This window comes from Streptomyces sp. NPDC058326 (genome assembly GCF_042879855.1).
Taxonomy (GTDB): domain Bacteria; phylum Actinomycetota; class Actinomycetes; order Streptomycetales; family Streptomycetaceae; genus Streptomyces.
The window spans coordinates 1-17,053 of record NZ_JBHVZO010000023.1 but is presented as its reverse complement, the minus strand read 5'-3'; the positions used below and the strand labels follow the sequence as shown (position 1 = coordinate 17,053).

The window sequence follows — 17,053 nt, the reverse complement described above, 5'->3', positions numbered from 1 at the left end:
CGACCGCGTGGGTCAGTCCGCCGCGGGCTCACTGATCCTGTCTGCGGAGCCTGCGTATCCCTCGGCCGCGGCTCCTGGTGCCGCCACACCGTGCGGGCATGAGGCACGTCGTGGTCGTTCACGGTGAGAGCCCGGTGAACGCTTCTCGTTCGCTGGTGCCGGGCGCCGGTTCAGTGCGTTTCCCTCAGGAAACAGCTTCTTGACCTGAATCAGCCGTGTCAGCGACGCGGCGTCACCAGGGCGAGCCACCGCGCGCGGACGGTTGCCTCTTCGCTCGCCCACTGCACCGCCGTCGCAGCGGGAAGTGTCCGGCCAGCGAGGTGGTGGGCGATGTCGCGGTAGTAGGCGTAGTCGCCGGTCCGGGTGAGTTCGGTCAGCCGGGCGAGTCCTTCGCGGATCTCGGCTTCGTCATCGAGGACGGCGTGGTGGAAGACGACGGCGAGTTCGAGCAGGAGCGCGGCGGCGGTGATGCCACTGGCGCCGATTTCCGCCCGAAGGCTGTCTGCGCGGCTAATGACGTCGCGTCCGTCACAGCCGGCGTGCCGAATGAGGTCGGCAACCTGGGCGGTGAACATGGTGGCCCGCTGGTCGAGCCCGGCCAGCAGCTGCTCGGCGTACGCGACCTCGCTCTCGGCACGGACGGGGTCGGTGTACGCAAGGGTGAGGGCGAGGTGGGCCTGGGCGATGGCCCGCTCGCCCGCGTTTCCGTGCTCTTCTGCCTCCGTGCGGGCGGCGGTGTACGCGGCGGCGGCTCCCGTCATGTCGCCGTGGGCGAACGTGATGTCGCCGAGGACGCGGTGTCCCCGGCCGGGCCAGCCGAGGGACTGGGCGGTGGTGAGCGCGGTGGGGAAGTCCCCGGCCGCGCGGGCGAGGTGAGCGAGTCCCCGGGCGGCGTCGGGGGCGTACCGGCCGCCGCTGGCGGCGACCTGCTGCATGCCGTCGCGGGAGGCGACGCTCTCGCCGAGGTCGCGGTGTGCCTTGGCCCGGAAGTACAGGGCCATCTCGGTGAGCTCGGCGGGCAGGTGGCCGGTGTCGAGGACGGCGGTGAGGCGTTCGACGGTGCGGGAGCGGTGTTCGTGCTGGCGGCGTGCGAGCGTGGCGAGGAGCTCGGCGAGCGCGTCCGCGGCGGTGGCCGGCCCGTCGGCGGCGTCGGGGAGGGGGAGGGGTTCCCAGACGTAGTCGTCGGTGTACGCGTGCGCGGCGTCGGTGAGCCAGCCGAGGTCGAGGCGGTGGTCGCGGGCGAGCGCGAGGCCCTGGCGCAGGCAGCCGACGAGGAGGCGCCGGTCCGGTCCGGCCGCCGCTCGCCACTGCTCGCCGAGCGCGGCCAGAGCCCGGGTGGCGGCCGCCGTCCAGTCGGCATCGGTCCACCGGTCGTCGGTTGCGTCGTCCGCAGTACGCAAGGTGCTTCGGATGAGGGCGTGCAAGTTGTACGACCACAGTGCGAAGGGGTCGTGCCGGACGAAGGGACGCTCGATGAGCCGGGCGGCGGCGGCCTGGTGGGTGAGGCCGGCCGTGCGGGTGGCGAGCTCCAGGTCGAAGGCGTCGAACAGACTGACCGAGCGCAGGATGTGCCGCTCGTCCGGGGTCAGGTCGGCGACCGTACGGGTGATGAGCGCGGGGAAGTCGGCGTCGAAGTCCTCGGGGGCGGGGGTGCGCCCGGCGCGGCGCAGTTCGAGGAAGCGCATGACGGAGAGGTCGAGGTAGAGGGGCAGGCCGTGGGAGCGGGCGGTGATGACGGCCCGCAGCTCGGGCCCGATCAGGGGCTGGCCGTCCTTGACGAGACGGCGGGCGAGGTAGTCGTCGCAGTCGTCCGCGCTGAAGTCGCCGATGAGGACCTGCCGCCCGCCGGTGGTGGTGCCGGCGGTGCGCGGGGCGGGGACGGCCTGTTCGGCGAGTCCGGGCCAGGCCGCGGGGCCGGTGAAGTCGAGTTGCCCTTCGAGGGCGGGGTCGGCCCACTGAAGACGGCTGCGGCCGGTGACGATGAAGAACGCGCCCGGCATAAGCCATACCAGCCGCTGCAGCAGGCGTTCCAAGTCGCGGTGGGTGCGGGTTCCGGTGTCCTCGAAGGTGTCGAGCAGGATCACCGGCACCACCTGCTTGTCGGCGGGGAGCTGGGCGAGCTCCCAGGCGAGCAAGTGCGGGTAGTACGACAGGGCGTCGACGTCCGGTTCGGCCTCGAGGAGGTCAGCGAGCCGGGCGCAGCCGGCCAGGGCCCGTACGGTCTGCCGCCGCTCGCGCAGGGCCTGGGTGAGCGCGCCGGTGAGCTGGCCGACGGCGCCGCCGATGCTGCCCGGCAGCATGAGCGCCTGGGCGACGTCGCCGAGCGCGGCCTGCACCTGCTGCGGCAGGGCCTTGCCGAACCGCCCGGCGAGCCCTCCGCGGGCGAGGTACTCCTCCAGGCTCTCGCCCGGGTGCTGGTGCTCCCAGTAGCGGCGCAGCGCGATGTCGAAGGCGGGCAGTGGCCGGCCGAGGTGCGCGGCGAGCGCGAGGCGGATGGTGAGCAGGACGCGCTCGAAGTCGGTGCCGGCGGAGCGTGCGAGGTCGATTCGTACGGGCAGCAAAGCGGGCCGGGCCGGCCAGGAAGGCTCGCCCCACCTCGCGGGACGTCCGTCGGCACCGGCGAGCGCCGCCTCCAGGGTCCGCGACAGCGTTGACTTGCCGATCCCGCCGACTCCGTAGAAAGCGATCACGTTCGTACGGGGAGCCTCCAGGTCCTCCACGTCGAAGTTCGGCGCGGTGACGCGGGCCAGATGTTCAGCGAGCGCGGTCTGGACGAATTGCCACTGCCCGTGCCGGTCGGTGAACGCCTCGCCGGCCTCCATCTGCCGGTCGTTGGTGCTGAACAGCGCGCGCAGGTCCCGTGCCATGGAAAACCCCCTGGTGATCGACTCGTCCCCCAACCTATGTCCGGTCGCCGGCAGGTGAAGCCGCGTCACGGACAATGGCCGGTCAAGCACTCAGCACGACCCGAAGGTGGTACCCGACGTGACCGGCCCCCTGACCCCCGAAGACCCCACTCCGGAGTCCCTCTACCGCCCCAGTGCGGACGCCGAGCAGGCCGAGGACGCGGTGAAGCAGGTGATCGACTGGTACAACACCCGCCTCACCGCCGCCCGGACCAGCGACCAGAATCCAGACCAGGTAGCCGCGTGGCGTACCGCCCGGGACCAGGCAGCCGACGATCTGGACCGGCTGGAGGACGCCGACGAGGACGAGACCGTGCAGATCGCCCTCGTCTACGCCGCCCGGCTCAAGGAGCTCACGGAGTCCTGAGCGAGGCGGCGAGCAGCAACGGCCGTGCGGGCCCGGGCCGGTGCTCCACCGGCCGGGCCTGCCACCGGGCGGGCATCAGCGGTCGGGCCTGCGCCGTGATGTCGTTCAGCTCCTCGCGCATCCGCGGCAGCACCCCGTGCAGGGCGTGCTGGGCGGCGTGGAAGCGGGCGGCCTCCCGCTCGGTGTAGGGGCGCAGAGTCTCGGCGGTCAGCGCCCACGGCGCCGCGTGGTCGCGGCCGAGCGCCTGGAGGTCGGCGTCGAGCACGGTGACGGCGGCGATGTCCGGGTCGGCGGCCGCAGCCGCCGTGATTTCGGCGGCTACCCGGCGGGACCGGGCGTGCGCGGCCGGGGTCGGCAGCGTGGTCATCACGTCGAGCTCCAGGGCGCGGGCGTGGCGGATGAACGTGCTCTGCCTGCTGTCCGCCGCCTGGCTGGCGAGGGCGACGACCTCGATCCGGTAGCGGGCACGCGCGAACCGGGCCGCGCTGAGACGGAAGTCGTCGACAGTGAGGTAGTCGGCCTCGATGGTGGCGTCGCTGCGCTGCTCGCGGACGTACGCCTCGGCCTCGGCCTGCCACTCGTCCGCGTCGGGGCGGACCAGTTCGTCGGCGATGCGGGGGCTGTCACTGACGAGCTGGAAGTGGTCCGGGTGCGCGCCGCGCAGGCGGTCCGGCTCGATGCGCACGGGGCGGGGGCGCATCGCCCGCCGCACCATCCGGCCTGCCATCAGCTGCCCGGCCCCGTACTCCCCGACCAGATAGACGACGACCGGATCCGGACGGAAGACCGCACGCCGTAGCTGGGTCGGGGCGATCAGCTCGTCGAAGGCCCACCGGTGCTCGGCCGCGCCGAGGCGGTGGTAGCCGGTTCCGGGCGGGCCCGGCAACGGATGAGCGATCCGGCGCACCGGTTCGGCGGCCGCGGCTGCGCGCTCCGCGTCCCGCGACACCGCGAGCCGAGCGTCGGCCGGCAGCCGCTCGTCGTGGACGAGCACCTCGGCACGCGTCAGTTCCCGGCGGAACACCCGGCTCTGCCGCGCGCCCCACGGGCGTAACTGCTCGGTCCTCGCCGTTTTGGCCGCAGCCGCCGGTCGCGTCCAGATGCCCTCGCGGGTGAGCTCGTTGTCGTATAGCGAATCCATGCCCCGCCGCACCACGGCCACCCGGTCCGCCAACTGCTCCGCCTCGATCACCGCGAGCGTGCGCAACATGCCCTCGGTGCAGGTGTCCTGGTTCCCCCACGACACATAGCGGAGCTCCCCGGTGAGGAAGCGGGCCAGGACACCGAGCTGGGCCAGCGCCCTCGCGGTCGCGACCGCCACAACGTCGATCCGGTGACCCGAGCCCCGATACGCGGCCGACAGGGCACGGAACTCGTCCACGTCAGCGAGCGCGGACTCGACCACCGCGTCGAACCGGTGCGCCCGGACGTACTCCTCGACCTCGGCCTGCCAGCGGATCGTGTCCGGGCGGACCTGCACCCCGGCGGTGCGGACGTCCGCTTCTAAGAGGGCGGGGTAGTGGCGGTGGACGGGCTTGTAGAGGTCGCGGCCGACGCGTACGGCGCCGCCCCGGCGGTCGAGGGCTGCCTGGACCAGGTCGCCGACCTCGCTCTTCCCCGCGCCGGACGGCCCGCTCACGACCACCACCACCGGCCTCTCCTGCGGCACGGCGTTGCGTGTGGCCGCCGGGAGGATCAGCCGGTGCAGCACGTCCTGGTGCTCTTCCTCACTCAGCACCGCCGAGGCGACGTGCTCTTTCAACCGGCCCTCCCTGTACGGCTGTTCGCGTCTTCCGCGTTCCTCTGGCGCCACGCTAGCAGATCCTTCGGACGGGTTAAATGTTCGAGCTAAATACCTAGATAAAAGTCTGCTACTGTTCAGGCTGGAGGTAGAGACTCATGGCATCCGAGGAAGAGCTGTTCGCGTCCATCGACGCCCTGCTGGAGGAGGAGCCGCAGCTCCCGCCCCCGGCGGAGCGCGCCCGACTGCGCGAGGCCGCCGGCATCACCCAGGCCCGCCTCGCGGAGGCCCTGAAGCTGAAGTCGACGCAGAGCATCAAGAACTGGGAGAACGGCAGGAGCGAGCCGACTGGCACGCGCCTGTCGGCGTACCAGCGGCTGTTGAAGGGCTGGGCGGCGAAGTACCCGGCGCCCGGCACCCCCGCTGCCGTCCCGGCCGCTCCGGCCCCGGCGGCCGCGCCGCAGCCGGAGGTGCCCGAGACGTTCACCGGCCCGGCCGCCCCCGAGCCGCAGGCGGAGACCGCCGCGCCGGTCCAGGCTCCGGCCGCCGCCGAGCGTCCCGCCCGTCCGACAGCGCGCCCGGCGACGTCGTCCCGGCGCCCGGCAAAGAAGGCCGCCCCGCCCGCCGTCGACCCACGCTTCCCCCACGGCCCGCTCGCCGTCCTCGATGGCGACGGCTCCGCGTACGGCGTCAACGGCCTGGTGCTGGACTGCCCGGCGACCACGGCGGTGGAGCTGGTGGAGTGGACGCTGCGGGAGTCCGGCCTCGGTGCACCGAAGCTGCACCGTCACGGCAAGGACGCCGATCCGCTGATCGTCCTCACGGCGGCCGCGGCCGCGCGGCTCGGGCTGCCCGAGCGCCTGGAGGACCGGCGGGGCCTGCGCCTGCCGGAGGACCACCCGGTCGTCAAGCAGGTGTTGAAGGCGAAGTGGCAGCTCACCCAGCGCGGGTTCGGGCCGTGGGCCCGGATCTACCGCAAGGCGCAGGGACGGGAGCGGCAGTGCGTGCAGCTGGCGATCCTGCCGTGGGACGCGCTCGACTCCCGGTCCTGGCCCGGCGTGAGCGAGATGGAGCCGGCCGACGTCGCCCGCGTGCTCGGCGTGTACGCCCAGCGGGTCATCACCCCGCGCGGCGGCACGGCGGTCAATGGCCTGGAGCTGATGACCGCGCTGCGCCCGCCGACCCGGCCGGTGCGCGATGAGGAGACCGGCAACTGGGTGTCCGGACTCAACCCCGGTTCGCTGGGCACGGAGCCGATGGACCCGGCGCCACCGGAGGGCCAGCCCGAGCACCCCGCGATCCACCGGCTCGGCTGGACGGGCGGCTTCCTCCACGAGGAGGCGTACCAATGGGTGCGGTCGGTGGACACGCTCACCGATGAGGAGTGCCTGCTGCCCTACGCGGTGGGCCTGGACCTGAACACGGCCTTCCTCGCCGCCGCGGCCCGCTTGGTCGTCGGCCTGTCGGAGCCCGAGCACTTCGTACGCCCGAAGTTCTACCCGAAGGTTCCCGGCTCCTGGCTGGTCGACCTCTCCCACATCGACCTGGACCCGCGCCTGCCGTCGCCGTTCACGCCGACCGGCGAGCGCCCGACGGGCCCGGCCTGGTACCAGACGCACACCGTCGCCTACGCCCAGGAGCTCGGCTTCAACGTCGAGATCTTGGAGGCGTACCTGCGCAAGGAGACCGGCGCGTACCTGGACCCGTGGCACGACCGGCTCAGGACCGCGTACGTCGACACCCTCGCCGACCTCGGCGTCACCAAGGACCTCACGGATGTCGAGTTCCTGGCGGCGATGGAGCGGCACAAGGACGTCGACCCGGCGATGGCCGCGGTGCTGGCCGCGATCAAGGCGACGGTGAAGGGCGGCATCGGGAAGCTGTTCGAGAACCCGCAGGGCAAGAACTACAAGGACGGCGATCCGTGGCCGGCCATGATGCGGTCGACCTGGCGCCCGGACATCCGTGCCGCCGTCATCTCGAAGGCGCGGGTCAACATGCACCGCAAGCTGCTGAACATGTCCCGGATGACGGGCCTGTTCCCGCTCGCCGTGCTGTCCGACTGCGTCGTTTACCCGAGCCCCGGTAGCAGCCCGCTGGACTTCCTGCCGTACGCGGCCTCGGGCAAGCCTCAGCCCGGCGGGTTCCGCCTCGGGTCGACGCCGGGCCTGGCCAAGCTGGAGGGCGTCCAGTCGATGCTGTGGGCGGTCGAGCTGATGGAGCAGGGCCTCAACCCGGCCCGGCACATCAAGGGCGGCGACGCGGTCCTGGACGAAGGGGAGTAGGCCGTGACGGACATCCACGACGCGATCGAGCGCGCCGACCAGGAGGCGTTCACCAAGGACCCGCCCAAGACCCTCAAGGGCCAGGTCGGCTTCCTGCGCAAGTACCTCAGTGCCCAGGAGATCGGCGAGGAGGCCGGAGTCACGGCCGACTCCGTCAACCGCTACCGGCGCGGGGCCCGCAAGCACGCCCGCCCGGACGTCGCCGCGAAGATCGAGGCGATGGTGCGCGAGCGCTGGCAGCCGCTGGTGCGCAAGCGCCGACAGCAGAAGGCCGCCACCACCGGCGGGATCACGGTGGAGACCCGGGCCCGGTTCGGCTACACGGCGCCGGTCGGCACGACCGACGACGGACGGTTCCGGCGGCTCACCGTGCACCTCCCTCCGACGTACGCGCAGCGCCTGTTCGACGCCCGCGAGGCGGGTGCCAGCGACCAGCAGATGCGCGGAATCATCGCCGAGGGGTTTAAGGAAGTGTATTTTCAGGACGGCGGAGGGCGCGCTATGGGACTGTCGGACGTTGAAATCAACGAAATCGACTATTTGGACCTGGACTACTGATTTCGGAGCCTTTGATGGCGAGCATCAATTACCCGCAGAGGCAGGGACGCGCGTGGCTCGCCTAGTTACCGGGGGGCCGGCGGGGGCCTTCCTCAAGGCTGCTCAGGTTGGCCAGGCCGCCCTGCTCCACGGTTGGTTGGCCGTTCCGGCACTCGACGCCAAGGCCCACGTGCCGGATGCCGTGGCCCATGTCGATGTGGCGACTGTGAAGCTCAGAGAGCGGCTCCGGGAACTCCTCCTGGACGCGTCCCCGAACGAGGAAGAGACAGCGCAGGCACTCTACGCAGCCGTACGGGCCGCCGCGGACGCTCAGTTCGAGCTCCACCTCCACCACTACGGAAATCCGGCACGGCTCGCTGCCCTTGACCCCGTAGCGTTCGCTCAGCACAGCAGCACCGTGGACGACGCGGTCACCGCCTTCATCTGGGCGGTCCGCAGGGAGGGATTGACGGTGACAGCAGCGACATCCGACCGAGCCAAAGCAGGTCGGATCCTCGAAGCCCTCCCAGCCGCCGCGCCCTGGTTGAACACGCTTTCCCGTCGGCTCCCTCTGCACCGCGTTCCCCTCGCGGTCTCACACGGCGTCGAGGATGCCCGGGACGCTCTGCTCCGGGACGTCGTCGATTTCGTAGCCCCCGAACTCGCGGAGGCCCATCAGGCCCTCCTTGACGCGCTCGAACGCCTCGTGGACGAGTTCGCGGGCACGTTTCCGCCGGACAGCGACGGACCACCCCGGTATACCGAAGTGCCCCCCGAATGGAAGCGAATCGACCGCGCCCGGTATGACCAGACGCTGCGTGACCTGTCCCAGGCCCGCGATGCCGTGCTCGACCGATACAAGGAGCTGATGAACGTCATGAGTCAAAGCGGCCACGTGCCGGCCCCGCAGGACCAGCCCGCCGGGCAGTCCTTCCACCTCAACACCGGAGACAACTCGCCCGTCACCGTGAACGCTCCGTACGCCCACGCCACCGGCGGATCCACCGCCACGGCTGGCGTGCCGCAGACGCTCCCAAGCCCCTCGACCGACCCGGCGCCCCGGTCTCCCTGGTACCGCAACATCGTCGTCTGGACCGCCATTGCTGCAGTAGCCGGTGTCGGCGCGGCCATCGGCGCCTTCGTCAAGTGATCTGGCCGCGCCGCCGCGAGCTCCAGCCGTTGGACCGGCTGGAGCAAGGGGTCCTGGACGACACAACACCGCTCGCCAACCTCCTGCGCCATGTCCTGGTCATCGGCGGCCAAGCATCCTCACAACCGTTGCAGACATGGGCACTCAACGAACTCAAGGGCTACGGCGGCCTTCCCGAGACGACCGTTCCCGACTACCGCCGGATCAGGGCGCCGATTCAGGCAGACTCCCATTCACCCTTCTGGCAGAGGCAAGGAGAGACCATCAGCGCTCTCCACCTCCCGGACTTCACCCGTGGCAAGATCACGGAGGACATCGGGATCTACTTCGGCGTCGGCCAACTGGAGAACATGGTCTCCAGAACCCCACATGGGCAACCAGTTCGCCTCAGCCTGCATGGAGCCGCCGAACTCCGGACGCTGATGAGTGCTACGGAGAAGTACCGCAGCCGCGGCATTGTCATCGACGACCTCTACTGGGCTGCATCACCGGTCGCTCTCCACGACATCGTTGACCAGATCCGCACCCGTCTCACTCAGTTCGTCGCCGAGCTCCGCTCCACCATGCCGTCGAGCCTGGACCGGCCCACACCGGAACAGGTCCACCAGGCAGTGCAGAGCATCAACATCATCACCGGCGACAACTCCCCTGTGACCCTCACCGCCCCGGTGGCGTACGCCGAAGCTGGCGGCACGGCCGATGTAACAGCTGCGGCAGAACCGGGCCGCTGGTGGCGGCGCCGGCACTAGCGTGGAACGAACAGAACTCCCCGGAAATCAACACCAGCCACCAGGTGATCATGAACGGCCCCAGCTACCGCCCGAACAAGCGCCCCAGGAACACGGCCGACAAAACGCACTAGAGTCCGCCACCGCGGCTTCCCACGCCAGCGTCTCAGGATCACAAGCTGGCTTGTCAGAGGCATCCGCTAGCTTGCTGACCATGGGAAACTCAGGCGGATCATTGACAACCCGCTCCACGGGGGAACTGCACCAGCTCATGCGGGCAGCCGGGTTCACGGGCATTGAAGACACGGAGGCGTTGGCGGAGGGCTGGCAGGTGACGGACTTCGCCGACGCCGGTCGGCGCAGCCTGGCGAACCTCGTCCAGAGCGCAGGGACACCGGCCGTCATGGTGTCCTTCCTGGACAGCGACGTCGGTTTCGTCGAGGCCCTCACGCCGGACGGCAGCAGCTGGGAGGGCCTGCTCAACCGCGAGATGGCGAAGAGCTACGAGATCCCGCTGGAGCACTTCCCCATCGAACCTGCCGTCGCCGGCACACTCGCCTGGTCGGCCGCTGCCGGACTGACGCCCGATGAGGAAGCCATCCGGCAGACGCTCACCGGGTCGGCTCTGTTCGCGGAACAGCTCTCCTCATCCCTGCTGGTCGCCCTGGGCATACCCGGCGCAACCTAGCCTCCCAAGCCAGGACCTGGGGAATTACGTGAACTTACCCCTGGGGAATAACGCGATCGTCCACACCCGGAGCAGCTCGCCGCCGACGGCCTGGTGACCCTCCACGACGGCTACCGCCTCTACAGCGTCGGCACGACGAACCCGACTGAGCGCGCCTACCGGCTGATGCGGACCGCGATCCACCGCACCTACGAGCCCGGCGAACGGTTCATGACTCGCGACCAGATCGCCCAGACGTTCGGGATCGGCATCAAGGAGGCCGCAGCCGCCGTACGCCAGCTGGTCGCCGAAGGGCTGCTGACCGGGCCGCGCGGGTAGTACGTCAACCCGTACAGCCCGCAGCAACAGCGCCGCCGCGTCCGGCAGCTGCGGGAGCGTCCCAGCGACCTGCGCCGCGAGGCCCTCGAACTGATGCGGACCGCCCGGGAGATCGAACAGGAATTGCCCACCGGCGGCGACTCCAAGGACACGTAGCCGCACCGGCTCAGGCCTGCGGGCCGGTGTCACGCACCTGCTGTCACGTCAGCCCGAACCTGTGAGATCTGTAAGGCTCACAGGTCGTTTCCCCAGGTCAACATGCGTGCTGAGAGCTGTGAGGCGGGACGCGCGCCCTACTGCCCACGGCAGCGCCGTACGGCTACAGCCCGGCCGGACGGCCGACCTGCACGTTGCTGCGCCCGAGTTGCCACCGTCCGGGCTCGGCCTGGTGGAACGCGGGGAAGCGGTGCAGGAGTCGGCCGAGCCCGTCCATCTGCCGCCGGTGTGGCTCCGCCGGCGGCGAGGACAGCTTCTGGAGGATCGCGGTCCGGGTCAGCGGCTCCGGCGATCGGGCGAGCGTACGGGCGACCTGGGAGAGCAGGTCGGTGCCCGGCGCACCGTGTTCGACCTCCTTCCACGCCGCCTCATGTTTCTCGTGCTCGACAAAGGGCATACCGAACGCCGTCGCCAGGGTCTTGCCGGCCTCCGCCCACGCCGCGCGGGTCTCCGGCTTGAGCCGCCCTCGGAGGCGGTGCGCACCTATACCGACCGCGGCCGCGGCGACCGCCGCAGCAACGGGGTGCGCCTGGGCGAGGCGGGCCAGCTGGGCCACTCCGCCACCGGCGTGCAGGGTGAGCGTGATGTTGACCCGGACCTTGCTCTCGGCGCCACCGAGCTTGCCCAGCCCGGCCCGCACCTTCCTCCAGTCCTGGGCCGCGATGCCGTGCCGGACCAGGTCCCGGTCCTCGGCGAGCAGCACCACGGGCCCGATCAGGCCCGTGAGCTGGGCGGCGCCGATGTCGCTGAGGTCCTCGTGGGCGATCCTGTCGGCGGCCGGGGTCATCGGAAGGCCGGTGGTGGGCACGACGTGCAGCAACGGTATGTACTCCCGCCACCACAGGGCCTCGGCGGCACGAAAGTCGAACGCCCCGCCTTCCCTCCTCCGGTCGGCGAGCACGCGGGGCACCTCCGCCCAGACGTAGTGCGGGATGAAGCCGCGCAGCGTGCCGTGCTGCATCCCGGCCAGGATCGAGGACGGCTCGCCCCTGCCGAGGGCCGAGATGACGTCGGAGGTGAGGACCGACGTGTCGAAGACGCCCAGCCGGAACGATCCGGTGAGAGGCGGGGTGACCTGGCTGTTCATGACCGGAGAGTAGAACCTTGGTGAGCCCAGTGGTGAGCGTGTTCCACACGGACGCTCCACGGCACGCTCTGCAGGGGCCCTACTCCGGAGAGCTGTTCGCAGGTGGAGTCGGTCCGCCGCCCGTCATCTTGTCGATGATCTTCTCGGCGGCTGCCGTGGCCACGCCTGTCAGGATGATCTCCGCGCCCTTCTGTACGGCGGGGTTGGCAACGACGTCCTGCAGGAGTTGGAGGCCCGCGCTGCCGGTGATCGTGCCGCCAGGCTGTACGTCGGCCGCAGCGCCCTCTAGGGCTCCGTCTGAGGTCATGGCGGCCATGTTCCTCGGCCTGTGGCCCGGTCCGCTACGGCCGAACGGGCGAGCTCAGAGAGGGGTACCAAGCGGTTGTCAGTCCGCCGCCTTACGCTCCCGGCCATGCAGAGGTCTCTCACAGACGAGCAGGCGCTTTGGGCCCTGGAGCAGTACCGGTCCGGCGCAATGACGCAGACTCAAATATCCGAAGCGCTGGGCGCCACGCTGTCCCGCATCAACCAGTTGGTGAACGGCAAGACCTACAAGCATCTGCACGGTACCGCCGGCCAACGGGTCACAGACGGCGGCGTGCTCTACGGCCTTGTCGAGACCCTCGAGCGGCGCCGATTTCGCGAGGCCCGAGTGTGGAGTCGCATCGACCGTTCCGCGGGTCAGGATGCCTGCTGGCCGTGGACCGGGACCTTCCGCAGCGGCTACGGGTGGATCCCTGCTGGCACGAACTTGGTCGGCTCACCGTCGGCCCACGTGGTGGCGTACACGCTTGCCCGCGGACTTACCGAGGCACCGCCGAACCTTCTACTGCGGCACCTGTGTGACAACCGCTCCTGCTGCAACCCTGCACACCTCCGGTCAGGAACCCAGGCCGAAAACAACCGTGACGTCGCGAGGGCACGGCTGGAAGGCCGCATGAACGGCGCCACGGTGCCACGCCTCGTGGACGATCCCGAGGTGTCACCGTCCACAGGCTGGCGCATCCCCGACAAGATCGATTTGCGGACGCTGGAGCGGGTGGCCAGGATCTCGGAGTTCCACGCTCAGGTGGACAGCTTGGGCGGCCCGGATGCGTGCTGGCCGTGGATCGGCAAGCCACGTAACCTCTTCGGCTACGGCTTCATGCGGTTCGACGGCCAGAACACGCCCCCAGCCCACCGGATCGCCTACGTGATCGCCCGGGGGATCACGCTCGCGGACATCAAGGGCCAGCACGTGCTTCACAAATGCCCAGACGGAGCACTTCGAAACAATTGCAACAATCCCGCACATTTGAAGCTCGGCACCCAAGCTGAAAACATGGCGGACAAGAAGTCACACGGCACCATGCCCCTCGGCGAGAAGCACCACCTGGGTCAGCGATACCCGGACGAGCTGATCGCGGGTCTGCGGCTGCGGTACTGGCGTCCGGAAGGTCCCCGTCCCACGATCACGGCGCTCGCGAACGAATCGGGCGCGGCGGTTGCCGTGGTGAGCCGGTGGCTGAGTGGGAAGCACCGCCTCGAAGCCGGAGGCCCCACCGGCCCGGAGACGCCCGTGCTGTAGCGCCATGCCGTCGCTGCTCCTGACTGTTGCCCGGTCTGCCTTCAGCTCCTGCCCGAGTACACATGCCACTCGTTGTGAGGCGGAGCTCGTGCCCACGCTTTCGTACGCCCTGGCCGGACCTGCCCGCCCGGAGGACGATGGAGTCGTGGGCGAGCACGACGAGGACCAGGACCCCGGCGCCGAACCGGCGCGCACGCCGCTCACCGCAGCCCGCGCCCGGAAGATGACGGCCGGGCTGCGCGAGGCGATGGACGACGTCCGGCGCTCCGTGGCGGTCCTCGCCGCCCAGGTCCGCGACGCGCACGCCGCCCACGTCTGGCAGCCGCTGGGCCACGCCTCGTGGGAGTCGTACTGCGAGGCGGAGTTCGATATCAGCCGCGCACAGGCGTACCGGCTCCTCGACGTCGCCCGCGCCCTGGCCGCGATCCACGGCGCCGTCGCCGCCGGCACCGAGACGTCTCGCACGCGAGACACCGGCCCGGCGGCCACGGCCGCGCTCGACTACGGCCTGTCCCAGCGCGCCCTGATCGCCGTCTCCGCCCGCAGCGGCGACGTCGCGGAGATGATCACCCGCCGACTCGCCGCGCTCGCCCACAGCGGCCTCCAGGCCCTCGATGAGCCGACCGTGCGCGCCGTGGTCCGCCAGGCCGTCCGCGACGTCCGCACCGCGCCGCCTCCACCGCCCGCCGAAACGCCGGCGGACCCGAACGTCGCCGCGCTGCGCGCCGTCGTCGACGACCTCGCCGCCAGCACCCACGCGATCGGGGAGCTCATGCTCGAAGTCGCCCCGGCCTACCTCTCCGACACCGACGCCGCCGACGTCCTGGCCCCGCTGTGCGAGGCGATCGGCGAGAACCTCGAGGACGGCCTCGCCGCTCGGCGCTACGCCCTGTCCGGGGACCGCCGCGCCCTGCACGGCACCGTCCTCTGACCGTCACCGCTTCCCGCAGCCCGGCTCCTACTGTGAGCCACACACCCCGTTCTCCCTGGTGGGCGGGGTGCGCTGTGAGGCTGTCAGGTGTGAGGCGAGGGCCTGCAGCGAGGACCTGGTGCTGCTCCTGGTGGTGGTTGTCGGAGAGCAGCAGAGCGGCGTCGTGGATGCAGCGCAGCATTTGCCTGGCCCGCGTAGCACAAGGCTGCTGCACGGGTCGAAAGCCGGCCGCGGCAGTGCACAGACGGGCCCTGTCTGTTCTGCTGCACCAGAACGATCCGGTTTACCTGGTGCTACCGCCGCGCTGCTCCGGTCCCAGCCGGGAACGACGACGGCGCCCTCCCGGATCGGGGGGCGCCGTGGTGGGTGCGGGACGGGCGGCGGTTCAGCCGGCTAGCCGGAGGGCGGGCCGGGCCTCCGGAGCGGGTACGTCCTCGCCGCCGTCCGGGTCGGGGTCGAAGTCGGTGCCGACGCGGGCATCTCGGGCCCTGGGGGGCCGGATGTCGCCGGTGGGGAAGTTCAGCGGCCACACGAACGTGTCGGGGCTCTTGAGGTGGTTGACCATGTGGGAGAGCGACTCGTAGGCGGCCAGAAGCGGGTGGATCAGCACCTCACCCTTGCGCTGGCGCTCGCTGAGGATGCCCTTGTCTCGCAGCTGGCCGATCGCGCGGGAGACGACGGACTGGGTGAGCCCGAGGCGTTCGGCGATGTCCTGCTGCCGGATGCGGACCAGGCCGCCGGGCTCCTGGCGGGCGGTGAGGACGTCGAAGACGTCGCGGGCCGTCGGCGACAGGCAGGCGTTCGGCAGGACCTCGAAGATCTCCGGGTTGTGGAAACCAGGGACAGGGGCGGAGCTCATCGCGTGGCCTCGTTCCTCACAGTCGGGATGACGATTTCGTGCGCGAGCAACGTCTTCTCCAGCGACTTCACCAGCCGCCGCTGCTTCACGCTGCCCCACCGATAAGCGTAGAGCGGGTGGAGCCGGTAGACGCCCCGGCGCTCCTTCCAGGTGAAGTTGTGGTGGCTGAGCTGGGCGATGGCCCTGGAGACCTTCGACTGGGAGCAGCCGAACTTCACGGCGAGCTTGCTCTGGGTCATCTCCACCAGGGCCTGGTCGTCGTGGTTGGTCTTCAGGTGGTCCAGGACGTTGCGGGACATCGCGGTGAGCTCGAACTTCCACAGGTTGTCCTCGATCACCTGGGACATGCTCAGGTGCTGGGTGCCGTAGAAGACGTACGGCTTGCGCTCGGGGTCCGTGGTGAACGTGCCGCCGGTCTTCGCGAGCTTCTCGAACCGCTTCAGCAGCTGCTGCGCGGACTCCATGCCGTTGACGGCATCGGCCGGAGGCGGTGCGGGAGCCAGCCGAGACACCTTCGCCGGCGCCTCCGCGCTGCGCCTCAAGGGCTGGGCCACGGGCTCTCCTTCATGATCGTTGGTGGCGCATAACATAGCAGATCTGCGATGTTATGCAGTGGATCCATTCACGCGGCGGGCGTGTCCCTGGACAGGAACGATCTAGTCACCTACGTGCATACATCTCGCCGCCCGCGACCACGATCTATGCACCCAGGGTGAATGCATCTCTCGCGTTTTCGCAGGTCACAGCGTTGCGCCTATCTGATCTTTAGAGGCGCGCCCCCCACGGCCCGCGCCTCGCCCTCCAGCCGCTGCATGCAACGGCGAGGCAGGCGGCCAGGCGGCGGAGGCCGCGGATGCATCCGCCGGCGGGCCGCCAGCTGCTGCGCGTCAGCCTCCGGACGCTGGCTGAGGCGGCTTCGCGTGCGGCTCCGTGGGACCGGTGCGGACCGTAGGCGGCACCAGCGGAGCTGCGTCTCGGGTGGTACCGACCGTGACGCTCAAAAGCACGGAAGCGTGGCCGGTGCCGGTGGCGGGTTGCGCCGCCCGGCCTAGCGGCCGATCGGCTAAGGTGCCTCCGCACATTGAATTCCAGCTCTCGCATATCGGGCTTCCGTTCTGTGGCTGAGGCATTCAACGCCGCGCAATTCTGAATTCTGCGGGGAGTTTTGGAGCGGGGGCCAGGGGTGGCGCTGCCAGGACCCAAACGCTACACAGCCCGTCTCCGTGATGCATCATCCTCGAAGCGCGTTCGCTCTCTCCGGTGATGCATCACCGGATTTCGTCCCCCAGTTGTGGGTTGGCGTGTATGCTGGCCGGGTATTGGTGAGCTTGACCGGACGGCTTCGAGGGTGGGGGAGGGGTCAGGGTGGAGCGCAGCGGAACCCGTCACTGCGGTGTTGGTCGGTACTCCGTCAGGCCGATGGTCCGTCACCTCCGTTGCAGGGGTGGTGGCTGGGATTCCCAAGCCCTACACAGTGCCGCGCGTGATGCACGCCCCCCGTAGCCAGCCCCGGTGACCGCGCTTGCGCGGTCACGTCCAATTCGCGCTTGCGCGAATTACATTCCGTTCGGAATTCCGTTTACGGAATTCCATTCCCCCGCTTGCGGGGGAATCTGAATTGCGCTTGCGCAATTCGCGCTCTATGCCCCGGCTTGCCGGGGCATATCCCGCTC

General features: G+C 70.2%; 15 protein-coding genes. 9 read left to right on the top strand and 6 right to left on the bottom strand.

The genetic code is table 11. The annotated features are described in order from the left end of the window. Positions 1 to 218 precede the first annotated feature (218 nt). Positions 219 to 2,867, bottom strand: a complete 2,649-nt coding sequence (locus ACFVYX_RS31155) for an ATP/GTP-binding protein (RefSeq protein WP_389684824.1) — start codon at positions 2,865 to 2,867, stop codon at positions 219 to 221. Positions 2,868 to 2,985: 118 nt separating this feature from the next. On the opposite strand from ACFVYX_RS31155, the gene ACFVYX_RS31150 reads away from it, so the two are divergent. Continuing rightward, the gene (locus ACFVYX_RS31150; RefSeq protein ID WP_389684823.1) at positions 2,986 to 3,273 is read left to right on the top strand and encodes a hypothetical protein; all 288 of its coding nucleotides are present in this window, start codon (positions 2,986 to 2,988) and stop codon (positions 3,271 to 3,273) included. On the opposite strand, the gene ACFVYX_RS31145 is transcribed toward ACFVYX_RS31150, so the two are convergent. Further along, positions 3,260 to 5,035: a zeta toxin family protein gene (locus ACFVYX_RS31145; RefSeq protein WP_389684822.1), complete on the bottom strand. Its 1,776-nt coding sequence runs from the start codon at positions 5,033 to 5,035 to the stop codon at positions 3,260 to 3,262. The genes ACFVYX_RS31150 and ACFVYX_RS31145 overlap by 14 nt on opposite strands. A gap of 137 nt (positions 5,036 to 5,172) precedes the next feature. Here ACFVYX_RS31145 and tap point away from each other — a divergent pair, with 137 nt between their 5' ends. From tap to ACFVYX_RS31115, 6 genes are all read left to right on the top strand, one after another. Next, complete coding sequence (gene tap, locus ACFVYX_RS31140; protein ID WP_389684821.1) at positions 5,173 to 7,299, top strand: telomere-associated protein Tap; 2,127 nt, start codon at positions 5,173 to 5,175, stop codon at positions 7,297 to 7,299. 3 nt (positions 7,300 to 7,302) lie between these two features. Further along, positions 7,303 to 7,857 (top strand): telomere-protecting terminal protein Tpg, encoded by a 555-nt coding sequence (gene tpg, locus ACFVYX_RS31135; protein WP_389684820.1) that lies wholly within the window; start codon positions 7,303 to 7,305, stop codon positions 7,855 to 7,857. 196 nt (positions 7,858 to 8,053) lie between these two features. After that, the gene (locus tag ACFVYX_RS31130; protein ID WP_389684819.1) at positions 8,054 to 8,986 is read left to right on the top strand and encodes a hypothetical protein; all 933 of its coding nucleotides are present in this window, start codon (positions 8,054 to 8,056) and stop codon (positions 8,984 to 8,986) included. Next, complete coding sequence (locus ACFVYX_RS31125; RefSeq protein ID WP_389684818.1) at positions 8,983 to 9,735, top strand: hypothetical protein; 753 nt, start codon at positions 8,983 to 8,985, stop codon at positions 9,733 to 9,735. The genes ACFVYX_RS31130 and ACFVYX_RS31125 overlap by 4 nt, the downstream gene beginning before the upstream one ends. Before the next feature lie 193 nt (positions 9,736 to 9,928). Further along, complete coding sequence (locus ACFVYX_RS31120) at positions 9,929 to 10,402, top strand: hypothetical protein (RefSeq protein ID WP_389684817.1); 474 nt, start codon at positions 9,929 to 9,931, stop codon at positions 10,400 to 10,402. A gap of 93 nt (positions 10,403 to 10,495) precedes the next feature. After that, positions 10,496 to 10,720 carry a hypothetical protein gene (locus ACFVYX_RS31115; protein ID WP_389684816.1) on the top strand — a complete coding sequence of 75 codons (225 nt, stop codon included), beginning with the start codon at positions 10,496 to 10,498 and terminating at the stop codon, positions 10,718 to 10,720. A gap of 319 nt (positions 10,721 to 11,039) precedes the next feature. Here the strand turns inward: ACFVYX_RS31115 and ACFVYX_RS31110 are convergent, their stop codons facing one another. Together ACFVYX_RS31110 and ACFVYX_RS31105 are read right to left on the bottom strand one after the other, a co-directional pair. Then, positions 11,040 to 12,023 (bottom strand): PIN domain-containing protein, encoded by a 984-nt coding sequence (locus ACFVYX_RS31110; RefSeq protein WP_389684815.1) that lies wholly within the window; start codon positions 12,021 to 12,023, stop codon positions 11,040 to 11,042. Positions 12,024 to 12,102: 79 nt separating this feature from the next. Next, positions 12,103 to 12,330: a hypothetical protein gene (locus ACFVYX_RS31105; protein ID WP_389684814.1), complete on the bottom strand. Its 228-nt coding sequence runs from the start codon at positions 12,328 to 12,330 to the stop codon at positions 12,103 to 12,105. Between the two features lie 105 nt (positions 12,331 to 12,435). Here ACFVYX_RS31105 and ACFVYX_RS31100 point away from each other — a divergent pair, with 105 nt between their 5' ends. After that, a complete protein-coding gene (locus tag ACFVYX_RS31100) occupies positions 12,436 to 13,590 on the top strand; it encodes an HNH endonuclease signature motif containing protein (RefSeq protein ID WP_389684813.1) in 1,155 nt (384 codons plus the stop codon). A gap of 145 nt (positions 13,591 to 13,735) precedes the next feature. Then, positions 13,736 to 14,521 carry a hypothetical protein gene (locus ACFVYX_RS31095; protein ID WP_389684812.1) on the top strand — a complete coding sequence of 262 codons (786 nt, stop codon included), beginning with the start codon at positions 13,736 to 13,738 and terminating at the stop codon, positions 14,519 to 14,521. 385 nt (positions 14,522 to 14,906) lie between these two features. Here the strand turns inward: ACFVYX_RS31095 and ACFVYX_RS31090 are convergent, their stop codons facing one another. After that, positions 14,907 to 15,380, bottom strand: a complete 474-nt coding sequence (locus tag ACFVYX_RS31090; RefSeq protein WP_389684811.1) for a helix-turn-helix transcriptional regulator — start codon at positions 15,378 to 15,380, stop codon at positions 14,907 to 14,909. Then, positions 15,377 to 15,934 (bottom strand): hypothetical protein, encoded by a 558-nt coding sequence (locus ACFVYX_RS31085; RefSeq protein ID WP_389684810.1) that lies wholly within the window; start codon positions 15,932 to 15,934, stop codon positions 15,377 to 15,379. The genes ACFVYX_RS31090 and ACFVYX_RS31085 overlap by 4 nt, the downstream gene beginning before the upstream one ends. Positions 15,935 to 17,053 lie beyond the last annotated feature (1,119 nt).